At 57.1% G+C, this 19256-nt stretch carries 14 protein-coding genes; 5 read left to right on the top strand and 9 right to left on the bottom strand.

Going from position 1 to position 19256, the window contains the following annotated elements; genetic code table 11:
* Nucleotides 1-23: 23 nt before the first annotated feature.
* On the bottom strand, nt 24-764 hold the full coding sequence (locus tag BM205_RS16070) for an acetoacetate decarboxylase (RefSeq protein ID WP_092415884.1): 741 nt from the start codon (nt 762-764) through the stop codon (nt 24-26).
* Between the two features lie 591 nt (nt 765-1355).
* On the opposite strand from BM205_RS16070, the gene BM205_RS16065 reads away from it, so the two are divergent.
* Entirely contained in the window at nt 1356-2684 is a 1329-nt protein-coding gene (locus BM205_RS16065; protein ID WP_092415883.1) for a dicarboxylate/amino acid:cation symporter, read from the top strand.
* Nucleotides 2685-2895: 211 nt separating this feature from the next.
* Here the strand turns inward: BM205_RS16065 and BM205_RS16060 are convergent, their stop codons facing one another.
* From BM205_RS16060 to BM205_RS16035, 6 genes are all read right to left on the bottom strand, one after another.
* On the bottom strand, nt 2896-3627 hold the full coding sequence (locus tag BM205_RS16060) for an ABC transporter ATP-binding protein (RefSeq protein ID WP_092415882.1): 732 nt from the start codon (nt 3625-3627) through the stop codon (nt 2896-2898).
* A complete protein-coding gene (locus BM205_RS16055) occupies nt 3624-4358 on the bottom strand; it encodes an ABC transporter ATP-binding protein (RefSeq protein WP_092415881.1) in 735 nt (244 codons plus the stop codon). Before BM205_RS16055 ends, BM205_RS16060 begins: the two co-directional genes overlap by 4 nt.
* Complete coding sequence (locus BM205_RS16050) at nt 4355-5311, bottom strand: branched-chain amino acid ABC transporter permease (protein ID WP_175511286.1); 957 nt, start codon at nt 5309-5311, stop codon at nt 4355-4357. The genes BM205_RS16055 and BM205_RS16050 overlap by 4 nt, the downstream gene beginning before the upstream one ends.
* Nucleotides 5308-6171 carry a branched-chain amino acid ABC transporter permease gene (locus BM205_RS16045; RefSeq protein WP_092415880.1) on the bottom strand — a complete coding sequence of 288 codons (864 nt, stop codon included), beginning with the start codon at nt 6169-6171 and terminating at the stop codon, nt 5308-5310. The genes BM205_RS16050 and BM205_RS16045 overlap by 4 nt, the downstream gene beginning before the upstream one ends.
* A gap of 24 nt (nt 6172-6195) precedes the next feature.
* The gene (locus BM205_RS16040; protein WP_092415879.1) at nt 6196-7431 is read right to left on the bottom strand and encodes an amino acid ABC transporter substrate-binding protein; all 1236 of its coding nucleotides are present in this window, start codon (nt 7429-7431) and stop codon (nt 6196-6198) included.
* Between the two features lie 192 nt (nt 7432-7623).
* Entirely contained in the window at nt 7624-9309 is a 1686-nt protein-coding gene (locus BM205_RS16035) for a peptide chain release factor 3 (protein ID WP_092415878.1), read from the bottom strand.
* Between the two features lie 302 nt (nt 9310-9611).
* Between BM205_RS16035 and hrpA the strand changes: the two genes are divergently transcribed.
* From hrpA to BM205_RS16015, 4 genes are all read left to right on the top strand, one after another.
* A complete protein-coding gene (hrpA, locus tag BM205_RS16030; protein WP_092415965.1) occupies nt 9612-13637 on the top strand; it encodes an ATP-dependent RNA helicase HrpA in 4026 nt (1341 codons plus the stop codon).
* Between the two features lie 141 nt (nt 13638-13778).
* Nucleotides 13779-14345: a dCTP deaminase gene (dcd, locus tag BM205_RS16025; RefSeq protein WP_092415877.1), complete on the top strand. Its 567-nt coding sequence runs from the start codon at nt 13779-13781 to the stop codon at nt 14343-14345.
* A gap of 9 nt (nt 14346-14354) precedes the next feature.
* Nucleotides 14355-15575 (top strand): hypothetical protein, encoded by a 1221-nt coding sequence (locus BM205_RS16020; RefSeq protein WP_092415876.1) that lies wholly within the window; start codon nt 14355-14357, stop codon nt 15573-15575.
* A 17-nt stretch (nt 15576-15592) separates the two neighbouring features.
* Nucleotides 15593-15805: a DUF1653 domain-containing protein gene (locus BM205_RS16015; protein WP_092415875.1), complete on the top strand. Its 213-nt coding sequence runs from the start codon at nt 15593-15595 to the stop codon at nt 15803-15805.
* A 211-nt stretch (nt 15806-16016) separates the two neighbouring features.
* Here BM205_RS16015 and BM205_RS16010 read toward each other — a convergent pair whose 3' ends face one another.
* Both BM205_RS16010 and BM205_RS16005 read right to left on the bottom strand, forming a co-directional pair.
* Nucleotides 16017-18281, bottom strand: a complete 2265-nt coding sequence (locus tag BM205_RS16010; RefSeq protein ID WP_092415874.1) for an arginine/lysine/ornithine decarboxylase — start codon at nt 18279-18281, stop codon at nt 16017-16019.
* A gap of 262 nt (nt 18282-18543) precedes the next feature.
* Nucleotides 18544-19056, bottom strand: coding sequence for a dihydrofolate reductase (locus BM205_RS16005; RefSeq protein WP_092415873.1), 513 nt, complete (start codon nt 19054-19056; stop codon nt 18544-18546).
* Nucleotides 19057-19256 lie beyond the last annotated feature (200 nt).

Genomic DNA, 19256 nt, shown 5'->3' with positions numbered 1-19256 from the left:
TACGTGACGTTGGCTGGCTTAGGTTACTTGGCCAGATAATCATAGGCGACCGTGCCCAGGGGCAAGGTCAGGTCAGTCAAAATGTGTACTGCAGATAATACTTCCAGCACCGGCAGATCGGCGACGGGCGCTAACGCATGCGCGTGCAGGTCAAGCGCGCCAGGGCCGCTCCAGGCGCCTTTGACGGTGATGTCGGTCAGGCTGTACTGTACCAGTTCGCAGATGCGCGGTGTGCCGTCGACATGCGGAATGATTTTGAGCAAGAAAGCCGGCGTTTCCAGCGATTTCTTGATCGCTGCATTATCGAGCGTCTTGTGCTTGTAGCCCATGGTACCGGTGGCGACCCGGAAGTCGCTGTAATCCAGTGTGCCCATCAGGGTGTCGGTATGCACGCGCAACTCCGGGTTGCCGAGTTTTTTCGGGAAACCCCACAATTCGCGGCCGCCGGCAATCGGCGGATGGTCGTTCAGGAACATGCTGTGGACATAACCGCCAGCCACGCCATCTAGCGTCACCGGGATGACTTGCCCCGATTCGCAGTAATGGCCAAAACCGGTGGAATCCGGCATTTTGATAAATTCAAACTTGACGATCGGCTCGACGAATTGCAGTGGCGCAGGAATGATTTTCTTGAGCGCTTCCGGATCGGTGCGGTAGGTAATGATCAAGAATTCGCGATTGATGAAACGATAAGGTCCCGGTGGGAAAGCAGGATTGTGGATAGGCATCGCAAAGGCGTTATTGCGGACATCGTTTTCAGTCATGGATCTTCCTTATGAAAAGACTTGCTGGTGGCCTGGCTTGTTTGAGACAAACGCAACAGGGGAAAGGTTGCCATTGCTTTCCGATGTTTTGTGTAAAAGGGTTGTTTCGGCTCTCACGCAGGCTATGAGCAAGATGCGTGCAAGATGTGTACAAGATACGTAATTGCAAATAAAGCAATGTAAGAAATTGGGAAGCGCCATCCAGAATACGCAATCATTATGACAAGGGCATCTCAAGAAATCATGCAGGGTAAATATCTCATGCGGGAATTTACTTGCGGTGAAATACAGAACAGAATGTATTCGTATGCAAATCTGCCAATTCAAGAGATTGCGGCAGATGCATCTTGATGATGATTGCATAAAATGCAATTTTATGTCGATGAATGTAAATAACTTGAGTGGTGGTAGCGTTATCAGCTAAAGTGGCGCACTTTTTTCAGTTTTCCTGTTCCGGTATTCAGGGAGGTTTACCGGATCGACGGGTGGGGAAAAGGAAGCAGTACGATCAGCGCCAGCCGCGCGGTGACATGTTTGCAGGCGGCCAGCAGCGATATTCTAAAAAAAGCGTAATCTAATCGGAGAGAACATATGGCAAAACCAGCGCTTTACAAATCACTCTATGTACAGGTATTGACGGCCATCGTGATCGGCGTCGTGCTTGGACATCTTTATCCGGAAACCGGGGCGGCAATGAAGCCGCTCGGCGACGGCTTCATCAAATTGATCAAGATGATCATTGCGCCGGTGATTTTCTGCACCGTGGTGATCGGCATCGCCGGTATGGAAGACATGAAAAAAGTCGGCAAGACCGGCGGCCTGGCTTTGCTGTATTTTGAAATCATGAGCACCGTGGCGCTGATCCTCGGCCTGGTGGTGGTCAATGTCTGGCATCCGGGCACCGGCATGCACGTCGATCTGAGCGCGCTCGACACCAAGAGCATTGCTGCCTATACCGGTCCGGGCAAGATGGAATCGACTACCGATTTCCTGTTCCACATCATCCCAAGCAGTTTTGTCGATGCTTTTGCCAAGAACGAGATCCTGCAAGTATTGCTGATTGCGATACTGTTCGGTTTTGCGCTGCATAAGTTCGGTGGCCGCGGCACGCTGGTGTTTGATTTTGTTGAAAAATTCTCGCACGTGTTGTTCGGCATGGTCGGCATCATCATGAAAGTCGCACCTATCGGCGCGTTTGGCGCGATGGCTTTCACTATCGGCAAATACGGCATCAGCTCGTTGCTGTCGCTGGGCCAGTTGATGGGCGCGTTTTACCTGACCTGCCTGCTGTTCATTTTCGGCGTACTGGGAGTGGTAGCCAGGATCCACGGTTTCAGCGTCTGGAAGTTCGTCAAATACATCAAGGAAGAATTACTGATCGTGCTCGGTACTTCGTCGTCGGAGTCGGTGTTGCCGCGCCTGATGGGCAAGATGGAAAACCTGGGCGCCAAGAAATCGGTGGTCGGCCTGGTGATTCCAACCGGTTATTCATTCAATCTGGACGGTACATCGATCTATCTGACCATGGCGGCAGTATTTATCGCCCAGGCAACCGATACGCCGATGACGCTGGTGCAGCAACTGACTTTGCTGGCAGTCTTGCTGTTGACTTCCAAGGGCGCAGCTGGCGTTACCGGCAGCGGCTTCATCGTGCTGGCGGCGACTTTGTCGGCGGTTGGCCATGTGCCGGTCGCTGGGTTGGCGCTGATCCTCGGTATCGACCGTTTCATGTCGGAAGCGCGTGCCTTGACCAACACCATCGGTAACGGCGTGGCGACTATCGTCGTGGCGAAATGGACCGGTGAGCTGGATGAAGAGCAATTGCATCGTCAGCTGGACGGTAAAGCGATCGACGCCGAGCAGGAACTGGCGGCGCGCGAAGCTGCGCTTGCGGAGGCTGATCAGCGTAGTCATTCATAAGTTTGCTTGCGGGGGGATTCTCCTGAGTTGAACGAAAACCCCCGTTGTTGCGCAACGGGGGTTTTTATTATCTGTGCAGGTTGCATGTCGGCGTAGGGTGGGCATGAATGCCCACGCGTGACTGTGATAACCGGAGTACAGACCCCCGTGGCGCGGAAACAGGTATGTGCGTGTTGTAAGTTCCGCGTGGGCATTCGTGCCCACCCTACGATTAAATTCCCAGATAGGCCTGCTGAACCGCCGGATCGTTGATCAGATTTTTTGCAAATCCGCTGTGCACGATGCGACCGGTTTCCATCACGTAGGCGCGGTTGGCGCCGGACAAAGCCAGCTGCACATCCTGCTCGACCAGCAACACGGTCACGCCATCCCGCTGGATCGCGGCCATGACTTCCATCAATTCCTGCGTCACCACCGGCGCCAGGCCCAGGCTCATTTCATCGATCATCATCAGCACCGGCGCCGCCATCAAGGCGCGTGCGATGGCGCACATCTGCTGTTCGCCACCCGACATGCTGCCGGCCAGTTGGCGCCGCCGTTCTGCCATGCGCGGGAAGATGGTGTACATCTTGTCCAGGTCGCGCGCGATGGCGATCTTGTCGTGGTGGCGGCGGTAACTGCCCATCAACAGGTTGTCTTGCACGGTCATGCGGTCAAATAGCTGGCGTCCTTCGGGTACTTGCACCAGGCCCAGGCCGAAGATTTTATCGGGGGTGGTCCCGGCCAGCTCGCGGCCGTTCATCACAATGCTGCCGCTGCAAGACAGCATGCCCGATAAAGCACGCAGCAAAGTCGTTTTGCCGGCGCCATTGCTGCCGACCAGCGCCACCATTTCGGCTGGATAGATTTCCAGGTCGACGCCATGCAATACCGGCAATTCACCGTAGCCGGCACCCAGATTGCTGACTTTAAGCAGGGGAGTTGTGTCTGCCGGAGCGCTCATGGCCGCTTCTTTCCCAGGTAAGCCTGCACCACGACCGGATCCGACAACACCGCCTCGGGCGTGCCATCGGCGATCTTCTCGCCGTGGTGCAGCACCAGCAAGCGATCCGACAGGCTTTTGATGGCCTTGATCACATGCTCGATGACCAGAATGCTGATGCCTTGATCGCGCACTTTGCGCAGCAGATCGATAACCTCATCGATCTCGACATGGTTCAAACCAGCCATGATCTCGTCGCACAGTAACAACTTGGGCTGCATCGCCAGCGCTTTTGCCAGCTCCAGCCGTTTGCGGCCCGGGCCGCCCAACTCATCGGCGCGTTGGTCGATGTGTTTATCCAGACCCACGAATTCAAGGCAGGCACGGGCCTGTTCGCGCGCTTGCGCCAAACGCGACTGGCCGCCGTCGCGTCCGAACAGGGCGCCGACGGCGACGTTATCCAGCACGGTCAACCCCGGAAACGGCCGCATGATCTGGAACGTGCGGCCAATCCCGAGCCGCGCGCGGCGAAATGCCGGCAGGCGGTTGATGGACTCGCCCTGGAACAGCAGCTCGCCTTCGCTCGGCGCCAGGGTTCCGCTGATCAGGCTGATCAAGGTCGTCTTGCCGGCGCCGTTGGGACCGATCAGGCCCAGGATTTCGCCCTGCGCCAGCGTCAGGCTGACATCGTTAACCGCGATCAGCCCGGCGAAACGGCGGGTGGCATGACGGACTTCGAGCAGGGCAGTCATAACCTGTGGGTCCGGATGTTTTCAATGAAATAACGCCAGCCGGTTTTGCGGAAGCGCCGCAGCATATCGGCCAGGCCGAGCGGCATCATGACCACCGCAGCGACGATGACGACACCGAAAAACAGGCCGGCGACGCTGGTCACTTCACTCGACAGGAATTCGGAAACCGCAGACAGTGAAAGCGCGCCGACGATGGGACCGAGCACGGTGCCAGGGCCACCGAATACCGCCATGATGATCATCTTGACGTTAAGGCTGATATCGAAGGCGCTCTCCGGATCGAGGAAGGTGATCCAGTAAGCATGGATGCCGCCGGCCAGGGCGCTGAAGATGCCTGAAAGCGTAAACGCCAGAACCTTGTACAAGGTTGTGTTGACACCCATGACGGCGGCGGCTTCCTCGTTTTCACGAATTGCGATCAGTCCGAAACCGAAGCGGCTGCGCGTCAGCCAGAAGATCGTCAGGGTAGCGATCACCAGCAGACCCAGCGCCAATTCATAGAATAAGCGGTCGTTATTCAACGGCGGCAGCACCAGGCCGATGTTCTGGCCGGCCAGACCGACGTTGGAGACGATCGCGGTCATTACCTGCGACAAAGCCAGCGTCGCAATCGCGAAGTAGTGGCCCTTGAGACGCAACACCGGCAAGCCCAGCAGAACCGCAAAGACGATCGCCAGCAGCACGCCGAAAACCAGGCCGACGCCGAACGGCAATTGCCACTGCACCATGGCGATGGCCACGCCGTAACCGCCAAGTCCATAAAACACCGAGTTGCCGAACGAGGCATAACCGGTATAGCCGCCAATGATGTTCCAGCCTTGCGCCAACACCGCTAGCAGCAACGCGTTGATGCCGAACTGGATCAGCACGTCGGATCCGTACCAGGGAACGCCGACCAGCAGTAGCAGGGCGAGCATTACCAGGCCTGTGCGCCATGTCTTGATGCTGCTCATGTGGTCTTTCCAAGTAAGCCGCTGGGACGCACGATCAGCACCAGCACCAGGATGCCGAAGCTGGCGACATCGGCGAAGGTCTGGCCGATATACAAAGCGGTCAGCGACTCAACGATCCCCAGGAACAGGCCGCCGACAATGACGCCCAGCGGATTATCGAGGCCGCCGATAATCGCGATGGCAAAGGACTTGGCGGTGAGCGTGGCGCCGATGTACGGATTGATTTGCGACACCGTGCCATACAGCGTGCCGGCTGATCCAGCCAGTGCGATGCCCAAGGCGAAAGTCATGGCATACAGATGACGCGGTTCGACACCGTAAAGCCGGGCGGCAGTCAGGTTCTGGGCAGTGGCCCGAATCGCCCGTCCGAGCCGCGTGTGCAGCAAAAACAGCCACATGCCGACCGTCAGGACAATGGCGACGCCGAAAGCGCCCAGTCGCGCCACCGGAAACACCACCGGCCCCCAAGCCAGGCTGTTGCCCGCATAGGGTGGATTGATGGTGCGAAAGTCTGCCGAAAATACCAGTTGCGCCAGATAAGTCAGCACCACTTCCAGTCCGAAAGTGATCAGCAGCGTGTTGAACATCGGCGCCCGGATCACCAGATTGAGCAAGCCACGCTGCAGCGCGTAGCCCAGGACGAACATTACGGCAGCGGTGATCGGCAATCCGAGGAACGGATCAATATGCGCATACGTGTAGAGATACCACGACGCGTAGGCGCCCAGCATGATGAAGGCGCCATGCGCCAGGTTGACGATATTGAGCACGCCCCAGACCAGAGCCAGGCCAAGCGCCATGACAGCGTATAGCCCGCCGAGCAGAATGCCGTTGACGAGGATCTGTGCGAGCAGTTCCACCTGAAATCCCGATGGCCAGCAGGTTTAGCGTGCGGACCAGGCGGGCATCGGGTACTTCGGTTGTTTAACGAAGCCCTTGGCGCCGTAGATTTCCGCGAGTTGATTACCTTGCACCTGGATCACCACTTGCGGCAGATCGATTTGCCCTTGCGCATTGAACGCGATGGGGCCATACAGGCTATCAAACTTGATCTTTGCCAGCGCGTCGCGCACCTTTTGCGGATCGATGCTGTCAGCATCTTCCATCGCCTGCACCAGCGCCTCTACGTCGGCAGCGCCTGACGCTGCATGATAGTCCGGGTCATAGCCGAATTTGGCCTTGTATTCCTTGGCAAACTGCAGCGCATCGCCAAACCAGCGGTCTTTCAAGGTGGTACTCGGCAACCAGGCGGTCATGCCAAACGCGTAGTCGGCATCCTTGCCCAAGGCTTTGCGGAAGTCCTCACTCGGCACGCCCACCGTAAATGAATACAGCTTAGGTGCCACTGCCAGGCTCTTGGCCTGCCGCACGAAATTCAGGATCTCGGTTTCGTGGCCGGCGACCAGCACCACATCGACGTTCTTGCTCTTGATCTGGGACAGCAGCGAATTGAAGTCGGTGGCGTTGGTGCTGTAACGCTCATCCATCACGACATTCAAGCCCGCTTGCTTCAATTTAGGCCGCGTGCCTTCCGCCACCGAGACATCGAAGGCGTCATCGGCATACAGCAGCGCCACCGATTTCGGCTCCGGCTTGAGCGATTTGAGCATCTCCACGGTGCTGCCAAAGTAATTGCTGGCAGGCGCCAGCGTGCCGAAAATGTAATTGAATTTACGCGCAAAAATCTGGTCCGAAGCGCCGCCGCCTTCTACCATCGGGATCTTATACTTCTCCGATACGGCCGAATCGGCCAGTGCAAAATTGCTGGCGAACGGGCCCAGCAGCAGGTTGACCTTGTCCTCCGTCACCAGCCGTGTGTATTGGCGCACACTTAGATTGACGTCGGATTGATTGTCATAGAGCCGGAGCACCAGTTTATGTGGCTGGCCAGCGATTTTCACGCCGCCCGCGGCGTTGATTTTGTCGATCGCGAGTTGATAGGCATCGCGGTAATAGCGTCCGGTATTGGCGACCGGACCGGTCAGTTGCACCGAGGCGCCCAGCAAGACATCCTGCGCCAGCGCGGTACCGGTCGGAGCGCAGGTAAGGGCGGCGGCGGATAAGGTGGATAACAGGAAAGCGGACAGGGCGGGGAGCAGACGTGAACGTTGAAGTAGCATGATGTACGCTTTCTTATAAGAATTAGAATTGCGAATCGTGGTATTCAGGCTGTGTATAGCTTACTCTCGCGATTTCCGAAATGCAAATTGGAAATGTTTCGCGACATATTTCAAGGTGAATCGTGAAGAACCAAAAAAAAACCCGCCTGAGTATGGGCGGGGCTTTTTGATAAAAAATTACCTTAGGTTTTCTTAGTTCAGCTTGACTGCGTGCTCCCGTGTTTCATGGAACACAACTTGCGGCCAACGCTCTTGCGTCAGGCGCAGGTTCACACCAGAGGTCGCCAGATAAGCCATGTTGCCGGCCGCATCGTAGGCGACGTTATGGCCGGCCGATGATTTTTCAAAGTCGGCCAGGATTTTCTTGTCGTCGCAGGTGATCCATCGCGCGCTGCTGATACTGGTGCCTTCGAATACGGCATCGACGCCATACTCGTTGAGCAAACGGCTGGCAACCACTTCAAACTGCAGCACGCCGACTCCGCCCAATACCAGATCGCTGCTGGTGACTGGCTTGAACACCTGGATCGCGCCTTCTTCTCCGAGCTGTTGCAAGCCTTTGTGCAACTGCTTGATCTTGAGCGGATTGCGAATCCGCACCGAACGGAAAAAATCCGGGGCGAAGTAGGGGATGCCGGTGAACTGCAACAATTCACCTTCAGAAAAACTGTCGCCGATCTGCATGTTGCCGTGGTTCGGCAAGCCGATGATGTCGCCGGCGTAAGCTTCTTCGACCTGTTCGCGGCTCGATGCCATGAAGGTCACCACGTTCGATACCTTGATCTCGCGGTTCAGGCGCAGGTGCTTGATCTTCATGCCGCGCTGGAAATGGCCGGAGCAGACGCGCAGGAAAGCGATCCGGTCGCGGTGCGCGGGGTCCATGTTGGCCTGGATCTTGAACACGAAACCGGAGAAGCTGGCTTCCTTCGGTTCGACGGTACGCACGGTAGCATCGCGTGAACCTGGCGGTTGCGCCCAGTCGATCAGCGCATTCAGGATTTCGCGGATACCGAAATTGTTGATGGCGGAGCCGAAGAATACCGGGGTTTGCACGCCGGCCAGGAACGCTTCCTGGTCGAAAGGATGCGAAGCGCCGTGCACCAGTTCGACTTCCATCCGCAATTGCTCGATTTCACGCGGGAACATTTCGTCCAGGCGCGGGTTGTCGATGCCCTTGATGACTTCGAAGGTCTGGTCGGCCTTGTCGCTGCCGGCAGCGAACAGCAGGATTTCGTCGCGCAGCAGGTGATACACGCCGCGGAAAGTCTTACCCATGCCGATCGGCCAGGTCACCGGCGCGCACTGGATCTTCAACACCGATTCCAGCTCATCCAGCAATTCCAGCGGGTCGCGGGTTTCGCGGTCCATCTTGTTCATCAACGTGATGATCGGCGTATTGCGCATGCGGCAAACGTTGAGCAGCTTGATGGTCTGGGTTTCAACACCCTTGGCGGCATCGATCACCATCAGCGCCGAGTCGACCGCTGTCAGTACCCGATAGGTATCTTCCGAGAAATCCTGGTGGCCCGGGGTGTCGAGCAGGTTGACTACGTGGTCGCGGTATTCGAACTGCATGACCGAGCTGGCGACGGAAATGCCGCGCTGCTTTTCGATGTCCATCCAGTCCGACGTTGCATGGCGGCCGCTCTTGCGGCCCTTGACCGTACCGGCCAGCTGAATCGCGCCCGAAAACAGCAGCAATTTTTCTGTCAGCGTGGTTTTACCTGCATCCGGATGGGAAATGATGCCGAAAGTGCGGCGGCGCGCCACTTCGCTGGCAATTTGTTCGACGGAAACATTGTGGGCGAGGACTTCGGCAGCATCGGCTGCGTCGGTCGTTTCATTCAGTTCCGGTTGCTCGGAGATCGGTTCTTGCATGATGCGTGGTTCAGGCGATCTCGGCCGCCTGCCTTGAGAATAATGAATGCGGAAAAAAGGAAAACCTGCCTGTCGGTCGTTGTGGGCTGACCCTATGTTGACACTGGCAGTTTCGATAACCCTCGATTATAACGTATGTCGTGTGGCGAATCAGCGTTGCCAAAACAGCCACGGCTTTAGCTCACCCAAGGCCATATTTCACCGCAATTGCATTTCTGGAAATTATTTTGATTTGGCTGCGGGCAAAACAGTTAGCGATATGCCGCGGCTTCCGCTATGGCGGTCTGTATAATTCCATCCTCATGTCAGTATCAGAATCCAACAAACCACCGCGGTCAACAGATCGCCCAAGCCCCCAGCGTGCTGCTGGCCGTCCATCCCAGCCGCGCTCGGCTTCATCGCGTCCAGAGTCTGCACGGCCGGCGCCTGAGCGCAATCCGCTGCCGCCTATCGTATTTCCCGAGGAATTGCCGGTTTCAGGCAAGCGCGCAGAAATTTCGGCGGCGTTGGCAGCAAACCAGGTCATCATCGTTTGCGGTGAAACCGGGTCGGGTAAAACCACCCAGTTGCCGAAGATCTGCCTGGAACTGGGGCGCGGCCAAACCGGCCTGATCGGCCACACCCAGCCGCGCCGGATTGCAGCTTCTTCGACCGCCAAGCGCATCGCCCAGGAACTCAACTCGCCGCTAGGCGAACACGTCGGTTACAAAGTCCGCTTCAACGACACCCTGACCAAGGGTGCCTGGATCAAGCTGATGACCGACGGTATCCTGCTGGCCGAGACCCAGACCGATCCCCTGCTGCGCCAGTACGACACCATCATCATCGATGAGGCCCATGAACGCAGCTTGAACATCGACTTCCTGCTGGGCTATCTGAAGCAGTTGCTGCCGAAGCGCCCGGACCTGAAAATCATCATCACCTCGGCGACGATCGATGCCGATCGCTTCGCCCGCCATTTCGGTACGAACGAGAAGCCGGCGCCGGTGATCGAGGTTTCCGGCCGGCTGTATGCAGTCGAAGTGCGCTATCGGCCGGTCGATAATGCGGACCGCAGTGGCGTCAATCCGGCTGCTGCGGCAGCCAAGCCGAACGCGCCGCAAAGCGCAGCTCAGCGCGACCGCGAGCAACGCGACTTGATGGATGCGGTGGTGGATGCGGTCGATGAGCTGGCCCGTATCGGCTCCGGCGATGTGCTGGTGTTCTTGCCGGGCGAGCGCGAAATCCGCGATACGGCCGAGGCGTTGCGCAAGCACCATCCGCCCCATGTTGAAATCCTGCCTTTGTTCGCCCGTTTGTCGGCGCAGGAGCAGGAGCGCGTGTTCAAGTCGTCCAATGCGCGGCGCATCGTGCTAGCTACCAACGTCGCTGAAACTTCGCTGACCGTACCGGGTATCCGTTACGTGGTGGATGCCGGCCTGGCGCGGGTAAAACGCTATAGCTATCGCAACAAGGTCGAGCAGCTGCAGATCGAACCGATTGCGCAGTCGGCCGCCAATCAGCGCGCCGGCCGTTGCGGCCGGGTCGCTGCCGGTGTCTGTATCCGGCTGTATGAAGAACAGGATTATTTGCAACGGCCGAAATTCACCGAGCCGGAAATCCTGCGCTCGTCGCTGGCTTCCGTCATCTTGCGGATGAAATCGCTGCATCTGACCGATGTCGAAACTTTCCCGTTCATCGAACCGCCACCGGGCCGGGCCATCGCCGACGGTTATCAGCTGCTGCAGGAACTGGGCGCAGTTGACGACAATAACGCACTCACCAAAACCGGCCGCCAGCTAGCCAAGTTGCCGCTCGACCCACGCGTCGGCCGCATGATTCTGGCAGCGTTGGACAATGTCTGCCTGTCTGAAATGCTGATCATCGCCGCCGCCTTGTCGGTGCAGGATCCGCGCGACCGGCCGTTGGAAGCGCAAGGTGCGGCGGATCAGGCGCACAAGAAATTCGCCGATGAAAAATCGGAATTCCTGAGTTACCTGAAAATCTGGAAATGGTTTGACGACGCGATTGAGCACAAGAAAAGCAATCGCCAGCTGATGGATAACTGCCGCGCCAATTTTCTGTCGCAATTGCGTTTGCGTGAATGGCGCGATGTGCATTCGCAGCTGCTGACGATTGTGCGTGAACAAGGTTGGCGTTTGAACGAAGCGCCGGCAACCTACGAGCAATTGCATTGCGCCTTGCTGACGGGTTTGCTTGGCAATGTCGGTTTCAAGTCCGACGAAGACTCGCATTATCTCGGCGCGCGCGCCATCAAATTCCATCTGTGGCCGGGGTCGCATTTGTCGAAGAAGGCGGGCAAGTGGGTGATGGCGGCCGAGCTGGTCGATACCAGCCGCTTGTACGCGCGTTGCATCGCGCAGATCCAGCCGGAGTGGCTGGAACGGGTTGGCGCCCATCTGTTGAAGAAATCGTATGGCGAGCCGCGCTGGGAAAAGCGCACGGCGCAGGTGTCTGCATCCGAGCGCGCCACCTTGTACGGGTTGGTGGTATATAGCCAGCGCCGCATCAATTTCGGCTTGATCAATCCGCAGGAAGCGCGCGAGATATTCATTCGCGATGCGCTGGTCGGCGGTGAGTTCGATACCCGCGCGCCATTCTTCGCGCACAACCAGAAACTCATCCGCGAGATCGAGAACCTGGAACACAAGTCACGCCGGCTCGATGTGCTGGTCGACGATGAATTGATCGCGGCGTTTTACGACAAGCTGATTCCGGCCGATATCTGCAATGGCATCACGTTTGAAAAATGGCATAAGGACATCAGCGTCCAGACGCCCAAGCTACTGTTCCTGAATCGCGACGATCTGATGCGGCATGAAGCCGCCGGCATCACCACTGAACTATTCCCTAAAGTGTTGCGGGTGGCTGGCATTGAAATGGCTTTGTCCTATCATTTCGAGCCGGGCACGCCGCGCGACGGTGTGACGCTGACGGTGCCGCTATATGCATTGAACCAGGTGTACGCCGACCGCTGCGACTGGCTGGTGGCCGGCATGCTGAAGGAAAAAGTTCATCTGCTGCTGAAGTCTCTGCCGCAAAAAATACGCCGCAATTGTGTGCCGTTACCGGATTACGCCGCCGGCTTTTGTGAGCGGATACAGGCGCGCCATGTGTTCGGCCACGGCAATCTGCTGGATGCGTTGATGGCGGATATCCGCACCGAAACCAGCGTCGCCACGCGCAGCACCGATTTCAAGCAGGAAACCTTGCCGGCCCATCACTCGATGAACTTCAAGGTGGTGGACGAACATGGCAGGCAGCTCGACATGGGGCGCAACTTGGCAGCCTTGCAAGCCGAGTTTGGCGGACAGGCGCGGGAAAGTTTCCAGAAGTTGGCAAGTGTCACGGCCGCCGATGACAGTTCGGCCGCAACGGAACAGGGCGCAACGTCGTCAGCAGGGAAGTCAGCAGCGCCGACCGCAACCCGGGTTGCCGCTCAGCCGGCTGCAAAGACCGGTGACAGCACGAATGCGCAATTCAGCAACCTGACCAGCTGGACCTTTGGCGAACTGCCCGAACTGCTCGAAATCCAGCAGGGCAAGCAAACCTTGATCGGTTTCCCTGCGCTGGTGGATCGGGCTGCGCACTGCGATCTGGAAGTATTCGACGATCCGAACGAGGCCGCACGGGTCCATCATCTGGGCTTGCGCCGGTTGTTTGCCTTGCAACTCAAAGAACAATTGAAATTCCTCGAGAAAAATATCCCTGGCTTGCAGCAAATGGGCATGCAATTCCTGGCGTTGGGTTCGCAGGAAGAACTGCGCGACCAGATTATTCATGCGGGGCTTGAACGCGCTTGCCTGCAATTACCGCTCCCACGGACCGCCGCAGAATTCACGCAGCGCAAGGATGAAGGCAAGTCGCGGCTGGGTTTGCTGTGCAATGAAATTGCCCGGCTGGCTGCGTTGATCCTGGGCGAATATCACGGTTTGCCAAAGCGCCTGCAAGGCGCCAAAGGGTATCCGCAAGCCGTCGCCGATATCCAGGCGCAAATGCAATCGCTGGTCAGCAAGCGATTCATTGCCGATAACGACTACGCCAACCTGACCCATTTCCCGCGCTATCTCAAGGCGGTGAATGTACGGCTGGAGAAATTACGCGCCGATCCGAGCCGCGATGCAAAGCTGATGGCGGAATGGGCGCAAGTGGCGACGCCGTGGCAACGCGCGCAAAAAGACCGGAGCGGCAAGACGGATCCGAAGCAGGCGGAATTCCGCTGGTTGCTGGAAGAGCTGCGGGTGTCGCTGTTTGCACAAGAGTTGCGCACGCCGATGCCGGTCTCGGTGAAGCGCCTGCAGAAAGTATGGGAAACCATGCAACGTTAGGAATAGTAAATATCAGTAAACGTCAGTAAGCACCCTGTAGAGCGTGAAATCGCTGTTTTAAAAGGGTTTTCGCGTAAAATTGCGCCAGATGCAGGTTACAAATTCATTACACACAATTGCAGGCAGAAGAGGAAATACGCTATGAGCATCAAATCCGATAAATGGATACGCCGCATGGCGCAGGAAACCGGCATGATCGAGCCGTTCGAGCCTGGTCAGGTGCGCGAGGCTAACGGCCACAAGATCGTCTCTTACGGCACCTCGTCGTATGGCTACGATATCCGCTGCGCCAATGAATTCAAGATTTTCACGAATATCAATTCCACCATCGTCGACCCTAAGAATTTCGACGAGAAATCGTTCGTCGATTTCAGCGGCGATGTCTGCATCATCCCGCCTAACTCTTTTGCGTTGGCACGCACCATGGAATATTTCCGTATTCCGCGTAGCGTACTCACCATCTGCCTCGGCAAATCGACCTATGCGCGTTGCGGCATCATCGTCAACGTCACCCCGTTCGAGCCAGAGTGGGAAGGTTACGTGACGCTGGAGTTTTCCAACACCACGCCGCTGCCAGCCAAGATATACGCCGGTGAGGGCTGCGCCCAGGTGCTGTTCTTCGAAAGCGATGAAGTCTGCGAGACCTCCTACAAGGACCGCGGCGGCAAATATCAAGGGCAGCAGGGCGTGACTTTACCTAAAACCTGAAGAACTGACATGCCAAAGAACAAGCGCCCCGCGCCACGGAAATCCAGCCTTTCCCCTGAAGATAAAGACGAAGCCGTCACGCAGCAGTTGTGCGACCTGGCGATCGACCTCGCCGAGCAGGATGACGACGAAGCCGAAGGCGTTGCTGCCGGCGCCGTTTTGCAGCAGGCCGGTATTGATTTTCACAAGATCATCAAGAAGAGCTTGCAGCAGAAAAAGGATGACATCCTGTATGACGCGATCGAGCGCGCCAAGTACGCTGATCTCGATGCCTGGCAGTTCCTGAAAGGGCAGGTCGAAGAAGCCTCGGAAATCTTGCTGGTGCGGCGCGACGAAGGCAAGGTGCTGGAACTGAATGCGTTCGTGGTGCCATTCTTCGCCCATGTCGGCGGTGGCCTCAAGCGTGAGCAATGCTTCCAGGACCAGGATGCATTCGATGCGCTGTCCGCCAGCTTCAAACAGGCTGAGCTGGAAGGGCCGGATGCGACCGTAGTGCTGGTCAGCCACGCCTACCACCTCGACGAAATCGACAGCATCCGTTACAGCCATCTGTTTGAAATGAATCGCGATGCATTCGGCGCCATGGCGGACAAGAAGCTGGGAGCGACGGATGCCATCGAACGCAGCATCAGCGGCTGGCCGGAAAACCAGTTCGCGGCGGATGACGATGCGGTCGAGTTACGCTTCCTGCTGGGCTTTTCCCTCAAGGCGACCGATGACGCGTTTTATACGGTGCCGGATGACGACGCCGGCGCCGATGCTTACTTCAGCGCGCGGGAAGAACGTTTTCATGGCTGGACCGAGCAAGTCGCACCGCTGCTCAAGCGCTGCCTGGTCACCGATGGCAGCGAGATCGATCTGCATTTCCTCTACCAGGACCTGTTCCACAGCGGCAAGGAGCGCGGCATTGCCGAATACTTCACACTGCAGATGATGTCTGAATTGAACCACGGTCTCGATCAGCACGGCGTTGCATCTTTCGATGCCAACGCCGTCATCGGTCCGGCCGATGTGCGCGGTGAAATGGTCTTGCGGGTGAATTTGTACGGCAAGGACGGCGCCTTGCTGGCCTCGTCGGAAAAACCGTTGAGTGCCGGCGCCGACTTGCAAGTGGAAGTCGACGATACCTACGACGCGCTGCGCACCATCGGTGTCACATCGCTGGCGGTCGCAATGCGGTTTGAAGCCGACGGCCAGCCGTCCGAAGTGCAGCCTTACGCGGCGCCCTGACTATTTTGGAGAATTGAGTGACTGAAGAAGACGCACGGAAAATTGCCACCCATCGGCATTACAAAGGTGGCTTGTACCGCTACATCGGTGTCGCCAGGCATTCGGAAACCGAAGAAGCAATGGTCGTCTATGAACACCTGTGGCCACATGCACCCGGCTTGTGGGTAAGGCCTGTGGAGCTGTTCAACGGCTTGCTTGAGAGTGGCGCAAGGCGTTTCGCGCCGCTGTAATTGCAATACCAAGGTTTTACAGCAACTGCGACGAACAAGCCGAACTAACCGGGGTCAGAGTGAACTTTCGGCATGCCTTACCGCCGAAACTTCACTCTGACCCCGCTTAGTGGACCACGGAGCATAAGCCGTAAAACGCAAAGAAACAAACCGACGATAAGTGAGCTAGCTCTCTCCGAACCCGTGATGTGAGGTCAGCGTATTGCGGAATTTACTGCCGCACGCAATCCACGAAATAATCCCGCTTGCCATTCACTTCGCGCTTCACCAGACCATGCACATCGGTCTCGAAGCCGGGGAATTTCTCGTTGAAATCCCGTGCAAACTTCAGATAGTCAACGATAGTCTTGTTGAAGCGTTCGCCCGGAATCAACAGCGGAATGCCCGGCGGGTAAGGCGTCAGCAAGATCGAGGTGACACGGCCTTCAAGCTGGTCGATCGGCACGCGGTCGATTTCGCGGTGGGCCATTTTTGCGAACGCATCGGATGGCTTCATGGCAGGCTGCATGTCGGACAGATACATCTCGGTGGTCAGGCGCGCCACGTCGTAGGACTTGTAGGTCTCATGGATCTGCTGGCACAGGTCGCGCAAGCCGAGCCGTTCGTAGCGCGCATTCTTGCCGCTATTGCCGGCAGCGAATTCAGGCAGGATGCGCCAGATCGGCTGGTTCTTGTCGTAATCGTCCTTGAACTGTTGCAGCGCGGTCAGCAGCGTGTTCCAGCGGCCCTTGGTGATGCCGATGGTGAACATGATGAAGAACGAATACAGGCCGCATTTCTCGACGATAACGCCGTGCTCGGCCAGGTATTTGGTCACGATGGAGGCCGGAATCCCGCTCTCGCCAAACTTGCCTTCCAGCGACAGGCCCGGTGTGACAATGGTGGCCTTGATCGGATCGAGCATGTTGAAGTTCGGCGCCAGGTTGCCGAAACCGTGCCAGTCGTCTTCTGCGCGGATCACCCAGTCTTCACGGCTGCCGATGCCATCTTCCGAAAAGCTGTTCGGTCCCCAGACCTGGAACCACCAGTCCTTGCCCCATTCTTCGTCGATCTTCTTCATGGCGCGGCGGAAATCCAGCGCTTCCAGAATGCTTTCTTCAACCAGTGCCGTGCCGCCAGGCGCTTCCATCATGGCCGCCGCAACGTCGCAAGAAGCGATGATCGAGTATTGCGGCGATGTCGAGGTGTGCATCAGGTAGGCTTCATTGAAAGCATCCTGATCCAGTTGCACGCTTTCCGATTCGCGCACCAGGATTTGCGAGGCCTGCGACAGGCCGGCCAGCAATTTGTGGGTCGACTGGGTCGAGAAGATCATCGATTTCTTGGCGCGCGGGCGGTCTTTGCCGATCGCATGCATGTCTTTGTAGAAATCATGGAAAGTCGCATGCGGCAGCCAGGCTTCGTCGAAATGCAAGGTGTCGATCTCGCCGTCGAGCATGTTCTTCAGGGTTTCGACGTTATAGATCACGCCATCGTAAGTCGATTGTGTAATGGTCAGGATGCGCGGTTTCTTGTTGACAGCTTCGCGTGCAAACGGATTGGCTTCGATTTTCTTGCGGATGCTTTCCAGCGTGAACTCTTCCAGCGGGATCGGGCCGATGATGCCGAGGTGGTTGCGGGTCGGCATCAGGAACACCGGGATGGCGCCGGTCATGATGATCGAATGCAGGATCGATTTGTGGCAGTTGCGGTCAACCACCACGATATCGCCTGGCGCTACGGTCGAGTGCCACACCATCTTGTTGCTGGTGCTGGTGCCGTTGGTGACGAAGTAGCAATGGTCGGCGTTGAAGATGCGCGCTGCATTGCGCTCTGAAGCGGCTACCGGACCGGTATGGTCGAGCAGCTGGCCGAGTTCTTCAACCGCGTTGCAGACGTCGGCGCGCAACATGTTTTCACCGAAGAACTGGTGGAACATCTGGCCGATAGGCGACTTCAGGAAGGCGACGCCGCCCGAATGTCCGGGGCAATGCCAGGAGTAGGAACCGTCTTGCGCGTAATGCACCAGCGCGCGGAAGAATGGCGGCGACAAGCCGTCCAGATACGATTTGGCTTCGCGGATGATGTGCCGCGCAACGAATTCCGGCGTGTCTTCAAACATGTGGATGAAGCCGTGCAGTTCGCGCAGGATGTCGTTTGGAATATGGCGCGAAGTGCGGGTTTCGCCGTACAGGTAGATCGGGATGTCGGCGTTCTTGTGGCGAATTTCTTCGACGAATGCGCGCAGCGACTTCAGCGCATGGTCGGTTTCTTCAAACGAACCGGCGCCGAATTCTTCGTCGTCGATCGACAGGATAAAGGCCGATGCCCGCGATTGCTGCTGGGCGAACTGCGACAGGTCGCCGTAACTGGTTACACCCAATACCTCCATGCCTTCTGTCTCCATGGCATCGGCGAGTGCGCGGATGCCGAGACCGGAAGTGTTTTCGGAACGGAAGTCTTCGTCGATAATGACGATGGGGAAGCGGAATTTCATCAAGGTCTCCAAGAGACGGTGGTTGATAACAAGGCTGCCAATCGAGATGGCGCTTAAAAAGTCGTTGTTCCGGCCGGCGTTAAAAACCGCTCCGGGATATTGCCTGGGTAGGGCATGCAGCCTGCTGCTTTAGGCATTGCCAAAGATGGAGGCAAAGCTCAAAAAAAGAAAGTCGAATTTTCGCAGATATGTGCGAATTAGGGGGTAAAGATGACGGAATTCCTGCAGAAAACAACAGATGTCATTCCGTCATCAGGCCGGGTTAGCTATTGGGCCCGCTAAGGTCAGGCGCGTGGCGCTCATACACTACAAAAGCATAGTCGAAACCATTGGTGGCGGAATGATGGGTCTCACGCGAAACTTCCTGCCATTGCTGCGGGTCGCGCGCCGGGAAAAAAGCGTCGCAATCGAAGCTGTGCTTGATTTCGGTAACGATCAGGCGTTGCGTCAATTCCTGTGCCGCGGCATAGATTTCGGCGCCGCCGATGATGAAGGCCTCGGCGTCGCCAACCATGGCCGCCGCGGCCGCCAGTGAAGGCGCGCTTTCGACGCCGTCATGACGCCATTCGGGATTGCGGGTGATGACGATATTGCGTCGTTGCGGCAAGGGCCGGCCTATCGATTCAAAGGTTTTACGGCCCATGATGATAGGGTGGCCCGAGGTTGTGCGTTTGAAGTGCGCCAGATCCTCCGGCAAATGCCAGGGCAGGGTGTTGCGGATGCCGATGCCGTTGTGGGCGTCGGTCGCGACAATAATGGTGAGGCGAGAAGTCATGGGCGCTGGTGCGTGAGCCTGCTCATTCGCAGGCTTGGGTAAAAAAAGGTGATATTACTATAAAGTCTTAGATGGAACTTTGTACGCTTGTCATTGCTCTTAAATATCTGGGACAGTTAACTTATGATTAGTCCGGGTTAACCAAGTCAGGGGGTTTTCTTCATTTTCACTTTGTGCCGCCGTCCTGCTACAGATTTGCC

This window comes from Collimonas sp. OK307 (assembly GCF_900113705.1).
Lineage (GTDB): Bacteria > Pseudomonadota > Gammaproteobacteria > Burkholderiales > Burkholderiaceae_D > Collimonas.
This window is presented reverse-complemented; position numbering and strand designations above follow the sequence as displayed.

Excerpts from the sequence above, each read along its gene's own strand:
- BM205_RS16070 (WP_092415884.1), bottom strand. The coding sequence starts at position 764 with ATGACTGAAAACGATGTCCGCAATAACGCCTTTGCGATGCCTATCCAC.
- BM205_RS16065 (WP_092415883.1), top strand. The coding sequence starts at position 1,356 with ATGGCAAAACCAGCGCTTTACAAATCACTCTATGTACAGGTATTGACG.
- BM205_RS16060 (WP_092415882.1), bottom strand. The coding sequence starts at position 3,627 with ATGAGCGCTCCGGCAGACACAACTCCCCTGCTTAAAGTCAGCAATCTG.
- BM205_RS16055 (WP_092415881.1), bottom strand. The coding sequence starts at position 4,358 with ATGACTGCCCTGCTCGAAGTCCGTCATGCCACCCGCCGTTTCGCCGGG.
- BM205_RS16050 (WP_175511286.1), bottom strand. The coding sequence starts at position 5,311 with ATGAGCAGCATCAAGACATGGCGCACAGGCCTGGTAATGCTCGCCCTG.
- BM205_RS16040 (WP_092415879.1), bottom strand. The coding sequence starts at position 7,431 with ATGCTACTTCAACGTTCACGTCTGCTCCCCGCCCTGTCCGCTTTCCTG.
- BM205_RS16035 (WP_092415878.1), bottom strand. The coding sequence starts at position 9,309 with ATGCAAGAACCGATCTCCGAGCAACCGGAACTGAATGAAACGACCGAC.
- hrpA (WP_092415965.1), top strand. The coding sequence starts at position 9,612 with ATGTCAGTATCAGAATCCAACAAACCACCGCGGTCAACAGATCGCCCA.
- dcd (WP_092415877.1), top strand. The coding sequence starts at position 13,779 with ATGAGCATCAAATCCGATAAATGGATACGCCGCATGGCGCAGGAAACC.
- BM205_RS16020 (WP_092415876.1), top strand. The coding sequence starts at position 14,355 with ATGCCAAAGAACAAGCGCCCCGCGCCACGGAAATCCAGCCTTTCCCCT.
- BM205_RS16010 (WP_092415874.1), bottom strand. The coding sequence starts at position 18,281 with ATGAAATTCCGCTTCCCCATCGTCATTATCGACGAAGACTTCCGTTCC.
- BM205_RS16005 (WP_092415873.1), bottom strand. The coding sequence starts at position 19,056 with ATGACTTCTCGCCTCACCATTATTGTCGCGACCGACGCCCACAACGGC.